General features: G+C 43.8%; 13 protein-coding genes. 5 read left to right on the forward strand and 8 right to left on the reverse strand.

What is annotated here, in order from left to right; all coding sequences use genetic code 11:
- Positions 1–161 precede the first annotated feature (161 nt).
- Positions 162–1,454: an alpha/beta fold hydrolase gene (locus AC3CH3_RS21665; protein WP_488538399.1), complete on the forward strand. Its 1,293-nt coding sequence runs from the start codon at positions 162–164 to the stop codon at positions 1,452–1,454.
- Positions 1,455–1,650: 196 nt separating this feature from the next.
- Here AC3CH3_RS21665 and AC3CH3_RS21670 read toward each other — a convergent pair whose 3' ends face one another.
- From AC3CH3_RS21670 to AC3CH3_RS21695, 6 genes are all read right to left on the reverse strand, one after another.
- Positions 1,651–1,833, reverse strand: a complete 183-nt coding sequence (locus AC3CH3_RS21670; RefSeq protein ID WP_488538400.1) for a hypothetical protein — start codon at positions 1,831–1,833, stop codon at positions 1,651–1,653.
- 268 nt (positions 1,834–2,101) lie between these two features.
- On the reverse strand, positions 2,102–2,329 hold the full coding sequence (locus AC3CH3_RS21675; RefSeq protein ID WP_004730426.1) for a PAS factor family protein: 228 nt from the start codon (positions 2,327–2,329) through the stop codon (positions 2,102–2,104).
- A gap of 227 nt (positions 2,330–2,556) precedes the next feature.
- Entirely contained in the window at positions 2,557–4,713 is a 2,157-nt protein-coding gene (locus AC3CH3_RS21680) for a c-type cytochrome (RefSeq protein ID WP_488538401.1), read from the reverse strand.
- On the reverse strand, positions 4,710–5,324 hold the full coding sequence (locus AC3CH3_RS21685; RefSeq protein ID WP_017060032.1) for a cbb3-type cytochrome c oxidase subunit II: 615 nt from the start codon (positions 5,322–5,324) through the stop codon (positions 4,710–4,712). Before AC3CH3_RS21685 ends, AC3CH3_RS21680 begins: the two co-directional genes overlap by 4 nt.
- Positions 5,325–6,749 carry a cytochrome-c oxidase, cbb3-type subunit I gene (gene ccoN, locus AC3CH3_RS21690; protein ID WP_019825043.1) on the reverse strand — a complete coding sequence of 475 codons (1,425 nt, stop codon included), beginning with the start codon at positions 6,747–6,749 and terminating at the stop codon, positions 5,325–5,327.
- Between the two features lie 37 nt (positions 6,750–6,786).
- Positions 6,787–7,161, reverse strand: a complete 375-nt coding sequence (locus tag AC3CH3_RS21695; protein ID WP_059018733.1) for a c-type cytochrome — start codon at positions 7,159–7,161, stop codon at positions 6,787–6,789.
- A 470-nt stretch (positions 7,162–7,631) separates the two neighbouring features.
- On the opposite strand from AC3CH3_RS21695, the gene AC3CH3_RS21700 reads away from it, so the two are divergent.
- The gene (locus AC3CH3_RS21700; RefSeq protein ID WP_029405637.1) at positions 7,632–8,087 is read left to right on the forward strand and encodes a putative pterin-binding protein; all 456 of its coding nucleotides are present in this window, start codon (positions 7,632–7,634) and stop codon (positions 8,085–8,087) included.
- Between the two features lie 9 nt (positions 8,088–8,096).
- The gene (locus AC3CH3_RS21705) at positions 8,097–9,122 is read left to right on the forward strand and encodes a GGDEF domain-containing protein (RefSeq protein WP_019825037.1); all 1,026 of its coding nucleotides are present in this window, start codon (positions 8,097–8,099) and stop codon (positions 9,120–9,122) included.
- Positions 9,123–9,346: 224 nt separating this feature from the next.
- Here the strand turns inward: AC3CH3_RS21705 and AC3CH3_RS21710 are convergent, their stop codons facing one another.
- The gene (locus AC3CH3_RS21710; RefSeq protein WP_488538402.1) at positions 9,347–11,779 is read right to left on the reverse strand and encodes a putative bifunctional diguanylate cyclase/phosphodiesterase; all 2,433 of its coding nucleotides are present in this window, start codon (positions 11,777–11,779) and stop codon (positions 9,347–9,349) included.
- A 3-nt stretch (positions 11,780–11,782) separates the two neighbouring features.
- The gene (locus tag AC3CH3_RS21715) at positions 11,783–12,814 is read right to left on the reverse strand and encodes a polyamine ABC transporter substrate-binding protein (protein ID WP_019825033.1); all 1,032 of its coding nucleotides are present in this window, start codon (positions 12,812–12,814) and stop codon (positions 11,783–11,785) included.
- 362 nt (positions 12,815–13,176) lie between these two features.
- Between AC3CH3_RS21715 and AC3CH3_RS21720 the strand changes: the two genes are divergently transcribed.
- Both AC3CH3_RS21720 and AC3CH3_RS21725 read left to right on the forward strand, forming a co-directional pair.
- Positions 13,177–13,827 carry a LysE family translocator gene (locus AC3CH3_RS21720; protein WP_488538403.1) on the forward strand — a complete coding sequence of 217 codons (651 nt, stop codon included), beginning with the start codon at positions 13,177–13,179 and terminating at the stop codon, positions 13,825–13,827.
- Between the two features lie 324 nt (positions 13,828–14,151).
- Entirely contained in the window at positions 14,152–14,952 is an 801-nt protein-coding gene (locus AC3CH3_RS21725; RefSeq protein WP_488538404.1) for a PhzF family phenazine biosynthesis protein, read from the forward strand.
- Positions 14,953–15,043: the final 91 nt, after the last annotated feature.

A 15,043-nucleotide genomic window follows, 5' to 3' on the forward strand; every position in this document is an offset into this window, starting at 1 on the left:
TTGAAGACCAATTGAGCAATTAGATGAAGCACCTTCACATTCAGGTTAAACAAACGGTTTCTTTTACAAGCTAGTATGCGTATCTTGCTTACTATGAGTGCCATAGGGCGCCACTTTTATTCGTACCGATGACATTAGAATCAGATAAAAAGGAATGAAGCGTGCAAGCTAACTTTATTGATGGAACCACCCTGTATCGTCAGCACTCTTTTGAGTTGCCACTCGATTACCAAGCAAAAGCTGGACAACAGATCCCAGTCTTCGCACGTGAGCTGGTTGATCTCGCTAAAGATGCGCAAGAGCTGCCGTGGCTTATCTACTTTCAAGGCGGCCCGGGTTTTCCTTCTCCACGTGTTAGCGGCCAATCAGGTTGGCTAAAGCGTGCATTGCAAAACTACCGTGTTCTGCTTCTTGACCAACGTGGTACAGGCAATAGCACGGTGATCAGCCACGAAACCTTGGCTCATTTGTCTCCTGAACAACAAGCTGAATACCTATCGCATTTCAGAGCAGACAACATCGTGCGCGACGCGGAAGCGATTCGTGAGCAGTTCGGTGTTAAACAATGGTCGACGATTGGCCAGAGCTTTGGTGGTTTCTGTACACTTAGCTACTTGTCGCTTTTCCCACAAAGCTTACAGCGTTGTTATGTCACGGGCGGTATTCCGTCTATCGAGCGCGAAGCTGATGATGTGTATCGAGCAACCTACAAGCGTGTAGAAGACAAAAACAGAGCCTTCTTTGATCAGTTCCCACAAGCGCAAGCTATGTGTCGTGAGATCTCTGATTACCTGCTTAACAACGACGTGAGACTGCCAAACGGTCAGGTGTTTACGGTTGAACAGTTCCAATTGATTGGTATTAACCTTGGTGGCGGTGAAGCAAACCTTCCTATGTACTTCACACTAGAGAGTGCGTTTGTTGAAGTGAACGGTAACAAGCAGCTGAGCTACAGCTTCCTAAATCAAATGCAGCAAGAGCAGGGCTACCTAACAAACCCTATTTACGCGATTCTGCATGAATCGATTTACTGCCAAGGCACAGCGTCTAACTGGTCGGCACATCGCGTGCGTGAGCAGTATCCGCATTTCAACTATCAATCGGGCAGTGAATTCTGGTTTACTGGCGAAATGGTTTATCCATGGATGTTCGACCAATTAGAAACACTGAAGCCACTGCGTGAAGCGGCGAACATGCTGGCTGAAAAGTCGGACTGGGGCACTTTGTACAACGCAGAACAGCTAAGTAAGAATACGGTTCCAATGGCGTGTGCGGTTTACGCGGATGACATGTACGTTGAGTTGGATTACAGCCGTGAAACACTGGCGAATATTCCAAATTCGAAAGCGTGGATTACTAATGAATATGAACACAATGGTTTGCGAGTGGACGGCGAAAGAATTGTCGATAAGTTAATTACAATGGTTGATTCGTTAGAAAACTTGCCAAAATAATCAAATTCTCTGCGTAGGTTATCTACGTTAGAAGTTATCTAAGTTAGAAACAAGGCACGCCAGAAACAAGAAAACGCTGCATCCGTGCAGCGTTTTTTTTATGTCATCAAACTCTGTTTTTACTTTGTATCGTATTGATTACTAAAGCGAGTAAAACAGAGAATTTAAGAACCGGGAGGGATAGTTCCTAAACTCATTATGGTTGGATGACGATATCTTGATTTTCAGTAGTCGATAAGCTGGCGCGGTTCTGTTCGATGAGCTGCGCCGCATAAGAGGGAGTCACAGCTTGAATTTCGCCTTTTGAACGAATCGTTAGTGCTTCCCACGCATGGTCACGATATTTGCCTGCCTGTGTATATTCAATAAGTACTCTCATGATTCTTCCATCCGATGTGTGGTTAACGTGCTACTAACATTAGCGCCATTATTGAGGTTACACACCTGTTAAAAATGGAACATAAGATTAACCAAATGAGAATGCGAGCAACTTGAAAATTGCAGCGACTTGGACTTATTGTAAAGAGCCATACATACTTATCGTAAACAGCTGCATTTATCGTTAATAGCCGTACTTATTGTAAATAGCGTGTATAAAAAAACGCTGCACAATGGCAGCGTTAAAATGGAGATAGGTTGAAGCTAGATTAGCTGTTTTCTAAACCAACAATCTTGCGTGCAGACATCACTGCACTATCCAAATCGGTCAATCTACCAGCACTCGCTGGACCTAGAACTGATGAATACAAAGCCAACTGCTTCTCAAATGATAAATCTAATTGGTTATATAGATTTTGGCGGATTTGAGCGTGTTGCTGTGGCTTTGCGCTCGACAGGCCTTCCAACGTATCGTAGATGAGTGTAGTTGTATCCATAACTGTCCTTAGTACATCTTTAGAAAATTTTGCATATTATGCACTTGGTGTCATCTTTGTTCTGCGAGATTGATCGCATTATGTGCAGCTCTGCTTAATTGTGTAATCAGTTAGTTACAATTGTGTTGTTTGGCAAAGCGTCGAAAGCTTGTGTTTGGACAAAAGAAAAGGAGACACAGTGGTCTCCCTTTGGTTTATTACAATTCACTTTTCAAGCAATTTGCCTGTTACCGGATATTGATGGTGTTATCTCTTCGGTCATACATGTCTGGCGTGGTATGTAGGCCGCCTGCGTAACCTGCCGCTTCAAGTGTTTCTCTTACCTCACGAACATGCTCTGCGGTTACTGGTTCTTGCCTGTCTCCAAGGTGCAATCGGACGAAGGTGATCAACTCAGCCAGTCTCTGATCTGATAGGACATCTTCAAAGCTTGCCATTGGCATGAAGTTTCTATCCTTGTCAAGGTAGGTCGGTTGTAAACCGCGAACAGTTACCGCAATGGTGTTGAATGGGTCGCTGTGCATGATGATACCGTTGTTCAACAGAGTAGGGGCGATAGGGTCGCGACCTTTACCATCGTCACCATGACACGCCCCACAGGTTTGACGATATGTGGCGTAGATTTCACTGTTATACGCGGCCTCATCAAACCCTTTAGGTTGTAACGGAACTGCGTCACTAGCAATGGTGTTGTTGACGTCTCCGCTGAGTAGGTAATAAGACATCGATTCAACATCTTCACGCGTCATCAAGCTTAGGCTGTTTTTTACTACATCTGCCATACCTGCAAAAGCGGTGCCTTTGTCTGAATGTCCTGTGTGTAAAAAGTCGGTGAGTGTTGCTTCATCCCAACCATCGACATAGAGCTCATTAGCTGTGATATCAGGCGCGTTCCAACCGTCGATCAAGTTACCTTGGAAAATACGTTCTGGTATCAGTGCTTGGGCAATGTTTCGAGGCGTATGGCACTCCGAGCAGTGACCAAGTCCTGCGACCCAATATTTGCCTTGTTGCCACTTATCGACATTCTCAATTTCTCCTTTGAGCTCCTCTGGTACTTCGTAATCAATAGGGTCGGTATCCATGAATACGATGTTCCAGCCAAGCAAACCTAAGCGAATGTTCGATGGAAACATCATGCTGTTGTCATCATTACGTCTCGGCACGGCGGTGATTGACTGCATGTATTCCCATAAATCCACCATGTCTTGGTCGGTCAGGTATTGATAAGAGGTGTAAGGCATTGCAGGGTACAGGTAACCATTCTTACCTTTACCTGCGACTAACGCCGCCCGAAAATCATCGAAGTCATAAGTCCCAATCCCTTCGGTGGTGTGTGGCGTGATGTTGGTTGAATACACGGTGCCGAAGGGGGTGACAAAGGGTAGGCCGCCAGCAAAGGGTTCGCCACCTTCTGCACTATGACAAGCCACACAGTCACCGGCGTAAGCGAGATATTCTCCGCGCCCAACAGATGATGCTTTCAAACTCGCGAGCCTTTGTTGCTCCACTTCACCAGCGTGTCGGATATAAGCCCCAAGCGCGAGTATTTCGTTCTCGGTGAGCTGCTCATCAAACGCAGGCATTAGGTTGTTCAAACCGTAATTGATGGTGTGCTGAATCTCTTCAATACTGCCGCCATGAAGCCAGATGTCGTCTGAAAGATCAGGTACGCCAATCGCTGGGTTCGCAACAGAACCATCAGCGTGACAAGACGAGCAGTATTTTACAAACAGCTCTTTGCCGACTTTAACTTTTACTTCTGGAACATCGGTATGGCGTTGGTTGAGAGACGCTAGGTAGTAAGAAACCTTAGCCACTTCGTCGGGGCGCATGATTTCGCTCCAACCTGGCATAGCACCGTTCCGACCTTTGGCGATCGAATGAATCACAGCTTCATCACTGCCCCCATAGAGCCACTCTTGGTCTATCAGGTTAGGAAAGTGCTTTTGTCCCTGAGCATTATCTCGGTGACAAGCGGCACAGTGAGTTTGGAACAGAATCTTTCCGCTGTTCACGATCTCTGGGACGGCAGCTAATCCTTCTAACGTGGTTTCACTGGTTTGTGCAAATTGCTCATTGAGAGTGGTGGATGGTGAGCTGAGCTTATCGTCGCTTTGTTCCCAATCGACTAACCCTTCCCATTCGCCAAGCCCGGGATAGAGCACCAAATAGCCTGCAGATAAAAGAAATGCCACTGCATAACTGACAAATAGCAGCTTAGGTGGAGGCGCATCTTTCTCTTCAATACCATCAAAGGTGCCAATGGTGTGGTCGTGATCGGCCTTGTGATTGCTACGCCAGTATTTAACGACAACAGACACCATCAGAACAAAGAATATTAAGGTTAAGAGTACCGTCCATAGATTCCAAAATGTGCTCATTGTGATACCTCCTGTGACGTATCTTTACCCAGGCTTTGTAAATAGCGAATCAGCGCTTCACCTTTGGTTTTGCCTCTTACTTGCAAACGGGCATCACCAATTTCTTGATCGGTATAAGGCACACCTAAGGTACGTAACACTTCCATTTTGGCGCTAATATCATCGCCAGTCAGAGTCTGCTCAAATAGCCACGGGTAAGAGGGCATGATCGAGGTCGGTACGACTTTTCGAGGATCAATTAAGTGAATAACATGCCATTGGTCAGAATACTTTCTACCTAAATTAGTGAGATCAGGGCCAGTACGTTTAGAGCCCCACAAGTTAGGAAACTCATAGATATCGTCTGCTTCTTGGTTGGGGCGACCATTACGCTTCACTTCTGGCTCTAGAGGGCGAACCATTTGTGTGTGACAAACATGGCAGCCTTCACTGATGTAGATGTCTCGGCCAGCTAACTCTATCGGTGTGAGTGGCATCGCTAAGCTGCCTTTGGCAATATCATCTCCACGGACAATGCTTGGCACTACCCAGACCAATAAAGAGAAGGAGGCCACGACAACAGTGGTCAAAATTAAAATGACGATTGAATGTGTAAAGTCTTTACTCATCATTTAAGCCCCCTCATTAACGGTGTGTTTAGCATCATGTACTGCGGGCATACGAACCGTTTTGTACAAGTTGAAAGCCATTAAGAACAATCCAAGTACAAACAGCGCACCACCAAAGAAACGCATGAATAGCCAAGGTGCTTTAAAGTCCATAGCTTCTACAAAACTGTAAATCAGTTCGCCATTTTCATTTTGAGCTAGCCACATATAACCCTCACCGATGCCTGCGATCCAAAGTGCTATCGCATAGATGGCGACGCCAGCATGAGCGAGCCAAAAGTGCCATTTAATCAGTCGTCGTGACCATAGATCGGTTTGGCCCCATAAGCGTGGAATGAAATAGTAAAAAACCGCTATCCCTGACATCCCAACCCATCCGAGAGCCGCGGAATGTACGTGTCCTATGATCCATTCGGTGTTGTGTGCCACCATGTTGAACCAGCGAATTGCGAGTAGCGGACCTTCGAATGTTGCCAAGCAGTAGTAAAGAATCGCTGAGAAAAAGAATAAAAGAATGTAGTCGGACTTCAGCTTTTCTTTGTTTTGTAGGAGGGTCATTGCGCTATTGAACGCACCGGCCCAAGAAGGGAGCCACAAGATCAAAGACATCACGATGCCGATGTTCTGAATCCAGATAGGAACGGAAGAATAAACCAAATGGTGCGTGCCGGCCCACGTGTAAAAGCCGACCAAGCCCCAGAAATGGATCACAGACAAACGGTACGAATAGATAGGTCGATCCGCCGCTTTAGGTATGAAGTAGTAATTCATACCAATCACACCTGCGGTCAGCAAGAAACCTACGGCATTATGTCCCCACCACCACTGAACAATCGCATCTTGAGCCCCTGCAAACACAGAGTAAGACTTCATCGCCAACACAGGCATCGCGAGGTTGTTCACGATGAAAATCATTGCAACGACGATGATGAAAGCAGCAAAGAACCAGTTAGCCACGAAGATATGGCTGACCTTACGCTTAGCAAGGGTGCCAAAGAACAATACCGCATACAGCACCCAAACCAGCACAATCATTAAGTCGATTGGCCATTCAAGCTCCGCATACTCTTTTGAGCTGGTGTGTCCTGCGGGTAAGGAAATGACCGCAAGTAACAAGATGAATTGCCAGCCCCAAAATACCATCCATGAAAGGCTTTTATTGAACAAGTCACAATGGCCTGTTCGCTGGGCAATGTATAAAGACGTCCCCATCAAGATATTCACGACGAAGCCGTAAATTACTCCAGAGGTATGTAGCGGACGCAGTCGACCAAATTGGAAATATTGAGAATCAAAGTTTAAGACTGGCCAATATAATTGCGCGGCGAGAATCACGCCGATGATCATACCTACAATCGCCCACACTAAGGATGCGATAATAAAGTACTTCACGACCTTAATGCTGTATTGCGTTGTCACTTGTTCCATAACAAGGCTCCTTGCCTAGATATTTTGAATCGCTGACTTAATTTGAATCGCTGAGCGAGCTTGCTTCGTTGCCGAGCACTGAATAGAAATAGGAAATGTCACGGATGTCTTGGTCTGAGAGCGTGTCGGCTTGTTGTTGCATGAGAATCGCTAAGCCACTGGTTCTTTCTCGAGTCTGGTAATCTTTCAGTGAGGAGATGAGATAACCCACTTTTTGACCGCGAAGGTTCGGGTAGGGGTCTTGTGTTGAGATGCCATCAGCGCCATGACAAGTCATGCACACTTTGGCTTTTTGTTTACCTAACTCGAATTGTTCTTGGTTAACTTCGGCAGAAACAGGAAACATGACCAGCGTCATTACCAGGGTAGAAAGTGTCGCCATGGGGTTAAATTTTTTTATATTCAAACTCATTCTCGATTCCCTTGATTATGAAATGAGTAAGCTTTCTAAGATCAATACACGAGATCAACTGGTGAAGTAGAAACGACTGGAACCCGTTATTAAGTCTCTTAAAGCTGCTTACGTTCGATTAAAGGTTATGCAGCAACCAGCATTCTCGCTACTTACTCATATTTATTGTTAATTTTGTTGTTTGATACGTATTCATAAGGCTTATTGGTTTACTTCCGCAGAGTAAAATACGAGTTTTTGTTACTAGACGGTCGAGAAGGAATACGTCAAGCGGGTAGGGAGTGCTGAACGAGAGCGGTGATGGAAGCGACAGAGAAGTGAGAGAGAAACTGCGAAGCTATTGAAAAACAGCGAGGTGTAGGGGGCCTTAGGGATAAATCGATACCAATCAATCTGAGTGGTATCGGTACAAGTTAAATGGTCAATTTATACTAGACTCAATTTAGTGACCTTTTTAAATGGAGTTTAGAATGAGAACTGTATTCTTGTTGATGCTTTGGCTTTGCTCGTTTTCGATTTTTGCAGCCTCAGAGTTAACGGTTTTCGACCACTCCGGGCAAAAGCATGGTTTTAGTAGAGAGCAACTCCTGTCACTTCCTCAAAAAGAAATTACTACCACCTTGCCTTGGGTCGAAGGGCTGACCGTTTATAGTGGTGTGACGTTACAAACGGTGCTTGAAAATATAGATCTACCGATATCATCACAAGTTACTTTCGTAGCATTGAATGACTATAAAATTGCGGTGCCCAAAGAAGATTTTGATACCTATGAACCCATCATTGCGATTAAAAAGAATGGTGAGTTGATGTCTGTGAGGGAGAAAGGCCCGTTTTGGTTGATTTACCCAATCTCTGCGAACCCTGAGACCAATACCCCTGATTTCCATGCCAAGATGATTTGGCAGATTCGTGATATTCATCTGTAGAGGCTAATTATGAAGAAGCTGTTGTCTATGGCTGCAATCAAAGTCGTTGTTTTGTCTTTGGCCGTGGTTGTTCTATCCGTCAATATCTACAGTGTTACTCGAATTAATGACATCAACAAGAGCTTTTCTAATCGCCAAAATGAGGCCACATGGTTTGTTTTTCAACTTGTCAAAGAGTATGCAAACTTCTTGATGGTTAGCCACGCAAAGAAGATTGATTATGATGAACTTTGGTTGGCTTATGACATTACATGGAGTCGCTTTGATATTCTGATCAACAGCACTGAATCGTCCAATTTTATTCGCTCGGCAAACTTTAAGCCTTACTTTACCGCAGAGTTTGAAAAGTTTAAGTCGCTAGAATCGTCAATCAAGTTGGTCAGTACAGGGCAATTACCTAAAGAATCGCTGCAGAAGAAAGTTGATATTTGCTACACCACTTTGGTCGAATTCATTAACGAAAAGTTTCGATTACAAAGCCCAGTTATTGAAGAAAATACGTCCATAGTAGGCAAATTTGTTGTTGTTCACCAAATCAGCAGCGCCTTTCTTGTTTTGATTTTGTTGATGACAGGCATCATTTTCTATCTCGATTTTTCCATCAAACGAAAACTTTATTCTACCGACTTCATTACAGGCTTTCGTAATCGAGTATCGTTAATGAAATTTGTTAAGAACAGCTATCCTACAAACGGTAACTTCGACCTTTACTTTGTACGAATCAGAAATCTCAGTGAGATAAACCAAAAGTATGGGCTTGAATATGGAGACTTGGTGGTGAGTTCAGCCGCTAAGTCTCTGACGGCAAAGGTTCCGGAAAGTACTATCTCGTTTCGTAGTAGTGGCAGCCAATTTCTATTCTTCATTCCTGAGCACTTGTACACAAGTGATGAGATACAGGAAAAGTTCAATGACGTGCTCAAGGACTATATCTCGGCGGGCAATTTAGAATTGATGATTGACGCTGTAGTCAGGCATAAGAAGAATATCAGCTCTAAAGATATGATGGAGCTATTAACGACAATGCAGAGCTAATCTCCGCATTAGCGATAAGTTAAATCGTCAGGTTTTGTTTGCTTTTTGCTCGCCATTCTCCCGCTTCACTATCATGGCCTTTGCCATCCTTTATTTGCCTCCTCATTCAATGTGTCGCCAACGCAGAGCTCCTGCACTGATGAAGATAGTTCTACTACTAGTTATAGCTATAGTGGATTGCAACGCTTGGATAGGAAGGGAGGCCTTGAGGTTTAGGTTTAAGGTTACTGCTTTTGAGTGAGAGCAACGATTCGCTCGTTAGATCTCGAACTGGTAACAGACTGCGGGTTTAAAATTGCTTGCGGATTATGGTCTCGCACAAACTCGATGAATTCCAGATAAGTGAGTGGTTGGCTAAAGAAGTAGCCTTGTATTAGGTCACAGTTCGCTTTTTTAAGGTAATGATACTGTTCTATGGACTCGACACCTTCTGCGACGATTCGCGTGTCACAAGAGTGGCCTAAGTTAACCATAGATTCGACCATCTTACGGTCGGCTTTGTCGTCTACCATGTTATCGATAAAGCTCTTATCAATTTTTAGCTCATCCACAGGGTAGTGGAGTAGCTGGTTGAAGGCTGTGTATCCAGTACCAAAGTCATCAAGTGAAACCTTTAAGCCTAGGCTTCTGATTCTCTCGATAGTCTGTACCGTAAGCTTGGTACTTTTCACGTAACTGGTCTCAGTTATCTCGATAATAATGTTGCTAGGAGGTACTTGGTACCGTTCGATAACCTTACGAATATTGTCGGCAAAATTGCGGTTGTATAGCTCCATTGCTGAAATGTTAATGGATAAGGTACCTTTGTACTTGTGGATTTCTGAGAGCTCTTTATAGCTCTTGATAGCGGTGCTAATAACCCACATATCGAGTTTGGATATGAGGTTGCTTTTCTCTGCTGCAGGTATGAATTCGTCTGGACCCGCGTTTATGTCAAATAAAGCAGGGCAACGAATCAAACACTCAGCGCCATCTACCTGAAGTGTTTTAGCGTTGAAAATAGGCATAAAGCGAAGTTCAAAGTTATCACTTTCACAGCACTCTAAAAGCCTTTTTTCTATAATATCGTGTCTCTCTAACGTGTGTAATAACTCCTCGCCATAAACAATACGGCTTTCTCCATCATTGTGAGATTTTGCACGGAGCAGCATCTCATCAATACATCGGTGCCAAATTTCTTCAAACTTTGGTGTGTCGAGCGGTAAAACACCTGTTGCGAGTGATAACCTAAACCCATAGTAATCAAGGAACGTAGTGCTAGTCAGCGTATTATTGATGTTCTCTATTTCTTCGTTTATCACTTGGCTTTTATCCATTTCTAAAATGGCAATAAACTGATTCCCCCCAAGCCTTGCTATGGAGTAGTCATTGCAACTGAAACCGGAAGATGACTGTTGGTTTTGTAGAGTTTCTCTAAGCACTCTAGTTAAGCTTATTAGTACATTATCACCAACTTTTGCACCGTAGAGATCGTTGATTTTACGGAAGTCGATGATGTCCCAACAAACCACATAGCAGTGTGGGTTCATTGAACTCTTGAGGCGTACATCAAGGTGTCGGATGAATGAGCGTCGATTGGCTAGCTTGGTGAGTTGGTCGAATTCGGCTTCGAACTTCAATTCTGTTAGCGAGTCTATGTACGCGTTCTTTAAACCATCAATTTCACTTTGCCCCGATGAACGCTTGAAATACCTAAGCTTGAGCCCGCCGATCGATATCTCTTGCAGTAAGTCTTTAAGCGGGCGCACAAGTTGGTAACGCACCACTAAATGCACGATCAACATGATCGTAAAGAGAGTGCCAAAGCCACCTAACAAGGTTTGTTTAGCGATGATGGCTTTCTCATGGTTGAACTTTTGTTCTCGAATATTTACTTGCGCGATGAGATGTCGGCTGGTCATCTGCACATTGATATTATCTTGGGTTTGCTCAATTGATTTGATAACGAATTGGGTATTTGCGATGTTGGCAGCATCTGAGGATGGCTCGATTAAGAACTGAATATTGTCATCGTCATTGTATTTGATTAATAAGCTAGAGAGTTGTATCAGAGGTCCGTCAGCAATCAAAATGTAGCGATTTAAACTGCTACTTGCACGTTTATCTTGAGGAAGGAGGTAAGGGTCAATTGCCGCAACATACGAATATCTGAGCTCGCCACTAATCGAGACATAAGAGAAGCCTTCGTAGGAGAGTTCCTTCTTGCTGATTAACGAGGTGTATATGTCGAAGACTCTTTCATAAATCTTGTCAGGGATTTTTAGCCCCTCGAAAGGATCGGCTCTGAGAGTCGAAAGCGTTAATTTGAACTTAGGGTCCACGATATAAACATTGCGTTGCCCAAAATGATTGACGTGATTCTGGCTTAATACTCGGAGTACTCGTTTTTCCAATAGCGATAGAGTCGTGTAGTCGCCAGGATTTTGAATGTAGCGGAGGAACTGCAACGAAGAACCGATATCTTTAACTAGTAAGGACAAGCCGAGCTGCTCGTATTCCGCCGCGACTAAAGCGGTGTTCACATCAGATTGCACCTTGTCCAAATACATGTGCTTAGCATGATTTGATGCGAAGTTGTACATCACGATTCCTGCTATCAGGAGCACAAATGTCAGCGTTGGTAAAAGTACAAAATAGAGCTTCTTCAATACTGGCATGAGTTATCTCAAACTGTCGACAATACGATTGCGAATTTGAATGCTACTCGGTTCTAACGGCTGATAAAGGTAGCTGCGATCTAATACTTCTTTATTCGGGAAAAGCTCGGGATCGTTTTGATACTCCTGAGAAGTGAGTGCTTTTGCTTTTGAACTTGGCGTTGCAAACCATGAATCCATTGCGTTTTGAGCGGCGATTTCGGGTTGCGATAAGAAGGCGAGAATCGTGGTTGCCTGTGGAGATCGCTCTCCGTTGTTAATTGCAGCCATACACTCTAACCATAAGGTTGTTCCTTCTAGAGGCACTGTGTAGGCCCAAGATGCCTCAGGTTCGGCATCATTAAGCACATAGCTGTCACCTGAGTATCCGTAGGCGAGGTCGATATTGGCTAAGCGCTCAAGCTGGTGGATGTGGTCGATGACATACTCATTGCTTTCAAGATGTGGTTTTTGCAGTTGTAGCGTTTTGTACGCAACACGAAGTTCTTGCTCATTATTAGTAAATGGGTTAAATCGATTGACCAATAACGCCGTGCTCACCAAGTCGGTGGGGTCGTAGTACATACTTATACGGCCACTGACTTTAGAGTCGGGTTCAAGAATCGCCATCCAAGATTCTGGGGCGGAGATTCTATCACTGCGATATAGGATACCGGATGTTCCCCAAGCGTAAGGAATACCATATTCACCGCATCCATCTGCCCACCTGGGATCAAAATTGCTTTCAATGGATTGTTGTAAGTCACTTAGGTTATGGAACAGGTTTTGTTTGGCTAATGCCTTAAGTTTTACGCTTTCGATGATGACCAGTTCAAAAGCGCCTCGACGCTCGCTTAATAGAACCTCATCCCTTATTGACTCATCAGAGAAAAATTGTTGCTTTAGTGAGATGCCGTAGGTATCACTCAACTGGGTAACGACGCTGTCAGATAAAAATTCATCCCAATTGTAGAGATAAATATCATGCTGCTGGCCAAATACAGGGCTAGCCAAAAAGGATGTTGACGCAAGTATTGATACGCAAAACGCTTTCACTGACGGATTCCCTTTCGTACGTGATAACTAAATCGTAGCCCAAAATCTGCAACCTGATTCAAATTTACGACTCTTATTTTAGTACAACCTAATGCAATGCATGCGAATACCGACTTTTAATTACCAAAATAGAAGGGAAATGAGTCTGGGTTATGAGATCGCTAGGCAAAATAATGGATTAACTATCTAAACTAAATGTTGGAAAGTCGGTTATTAGAGCGTCTTTACCTAACGAGGCTTATGAAAACGTGTTGTCCGTCTGATTCTCTTAGTATCGAAGCATTAATTATGAACCAAAAAACCAACCGTAAGTTAATTATGCGATAATAATGCATTAAATTTCAAAATAAGGACGTTGATTTATGGATGCAGGTTTAGTTGGGATTTTTGTTACCGTGGCGATTGCTCATTTTTTGGCGTTGTTGAGCCCCGGACCAGACTTTGTGATTGTGGTGAAGAGTGCTGTTCGAAATAAGGGAAAAAAAGCCCTAGGCGTTGCATTCGGTATTGCCAGTGCGAATGCGGTTTATATTGCTTTGTGCTTGGTTGGTGTTGGCTCGATTCTAGCGGCATCCGTTTCTATTATGATTGCACTCAAGATCATTGGTGGTGTGTTTCTTGTTTATCTTGCTGTACAAGCGATAAGAGCGGAAAAATGCAATTACAGTAATTTCGATGTTGACGAAGAAGGTGCCTCCAATCAAACCACTTTTCTTAAAGAATTCCTCACCGGTTTTCTATCGGGCATCCTTAACCCTAAAAACCTTTTGTTCTATTTGAGCTTATTTACTGTTGTACTGAACAATGACGTTGGCTTCATGTTTAAGTTAGGTCTAGGTATTTGGATGACGGTGGTTGTATTTGTATGGGATGCGGCGATCATCTTCCTGTTATCTGCACCTAAAGTGCGTCAAGAGTTTACACGTGTTGCTTACTATATTGATAAAGTGACAGGAGTCATGCTGGGGCTACTTGGCTTGACTATTGTGAAATCTGCTCTAGTCCGCCAGTAGATTATATTGAATTATAATTACTTGGTAAGCTTACGTTCGTAGCTCGATATGGTGTCGGTGTGCCACGAATGTGAGCTTGTTTCCTGCCAGGCTGATACGTTTTATCTTTTATCTGCTCGATTATAAACCTTCTGCTTAATCCACGAATTCTTTGCATAACTCTTTGTTTGTCATTTCTTTTGTTTCTGATTAAGTATCTATAAATTTGTTTCTAAAGACTTGTAGCACAAGGTGATTGTGCTTATTGTGGGCAGCAATATCTAGGTTATGTCCCAACGAGCCATGATTGCCGGTTTGGGAAATGTTGTGCATTTAGGAGCCATTGTGGATTTAGAGATATATCAAGTAGATTCGTTTACAACTCAAGCGTTTAAAGGGAACCCTGCCGGGGTCTGTATTTCCAAAGAGCCGTTGGATGAGTCGTTAATGTTTTCAATCGCTGAAGAGATGGCGGTATCTGAAACGGCTTTTCTCGCGCTTAACACTATGACGCTTAAATGGTTTACTCCCGAAGTTGAAGTGAAGCTGTGTGGACATGGCACACTGGCAACGGTTCATGTGATGAAAGAACAAGGACTGCTTGAGACAGGTGATAAGGTCGTGTTTAACACCTTATCTGGGGAATTATCTGCCGCCGTTTGTGAATCGTCTATCGAGCTTGATTTTCCTAGCTCCGAACTGTCATTAGATTCTGAACCCAACCTCACGCTGCTTGAACATCTAGGTTTAGAGCCGCATCAAGTCGTATCATTCCAAGAATTTGACTCTAAGCAGTTAATCGAAGTATCCAACGAACAAGTATTATTGGGGCTTTCACCAAATTTTGATGCGTTAAAAGGCATTCAAGGTCGCGGTGTTGTGGTCACAGCATTGGCAGCAAATACGGAACTTGATTTTGTTTCTCGTTACTTTGCACCCTGGGTTGGGGTTAATGAAGATCCTGTGACTGGTTCGGCGCATTGCGCATTGACGCAGCACTGGGCAGAAAAGCTCAAAAAAAGCAGTTTCAGTGCTTATCAGGCGTCTCGTCGTGGTGGTTATATGTCGACAGAGCTCTTAGCTAATGGGCGAATAAAGTTAATCGGTTCTGCGACCACTGTGATTAGTGGCGTGTTGAAGCTTTAGATCTCTATAGAAGCTTTAGATCGCTGTTTGACCTGTATCGTTGGAACCGCCTAGTACGTTTTATTCGACTGTTCACAGTTAAAAGAGGCGG

The sequence above is a fragment of the Vibrio sp. QJM3NY_35 genome, assembly GCF_057785915.1.

What these genes read in the sequence shown, in the direction of transcription:
- AC3CH3_RS21670 (WP_488538400.1), bottom strand. Translation starts at nt 1,833, where the DNA reads ATGAGAGTACTTATTGAATATACACAGGCAGGCAAATATCGTGACCAT.
- AC3CH3_RS21675 (WP_004730426.1), bottom strand. Translation starts at nt 2,329, where the DNA reads ATGGATACAACTACACTCATCTACGATACGTTGGAAGGCCTGTCGAGC.
- AC3CH3_RS21680 (WP_488538401.1), bottom strand. Translation starts at nt 4,713, where the DNA reads ATGAGCACATTTTGGAATCTATGGACGGTACTCTTAACCTTAATATTC.
- AC3CH3_RS21685 (WP_017060032.1), bottom strand. Translation starts at nt 5,324, where the DNA reads ATGATGAGTAAAGACTTTACACATTCAATCGTCATTTTAATTTTGACC.
- ccoN (WP_019825043.1), bottom strand. Translation starts at nt 6,749, where the DNA reads ATGGAACAAGTGACAACGCAATACAGCATTAAGGTCGTGAAGTACTTT.
- AC3CH3_RS21695 (WP_059018733.1), bottom strand. Translation starts at nt 7,161, where the DNA reads ATGAGTTTGAATATAAAAAAATTTAACCCCATGGCGACACTTTCTACC.
- AC3CH3_RS21700 (WP_029405637.1), top strand. Translation starts at nt 7,632, where the DNA reads ATGAGAACTGTATTCTTGTTGATGCTTTGGCTTTGCTCGTTTTCGATT.
- AC3CH3_RS21705 (WP_019825037.1), top strand. Translation starts at nt 8,097, where the DNA reads ATGAAGAAGCTGTTGTCTATGGCTGCAATCAAAGTCGTTGTTTTGTCT.
- AC3CH3_RS21710 (WP_488538402.1), bottom strand. Translation starts at nt 11,779, where the DNA reads ATGCCAGTATTGAAGAAGCTCTATTTTGTACTTTTACCAACGCTGACA.
- AC3CH3_RS21720 (WP_488538403.1), top strand. Translation starts at nt 13,177, where the DNA reads ATGGATGCAGGTTTAGTTGGGATTTTTGTTACCGTGGCGATTGCTCAT.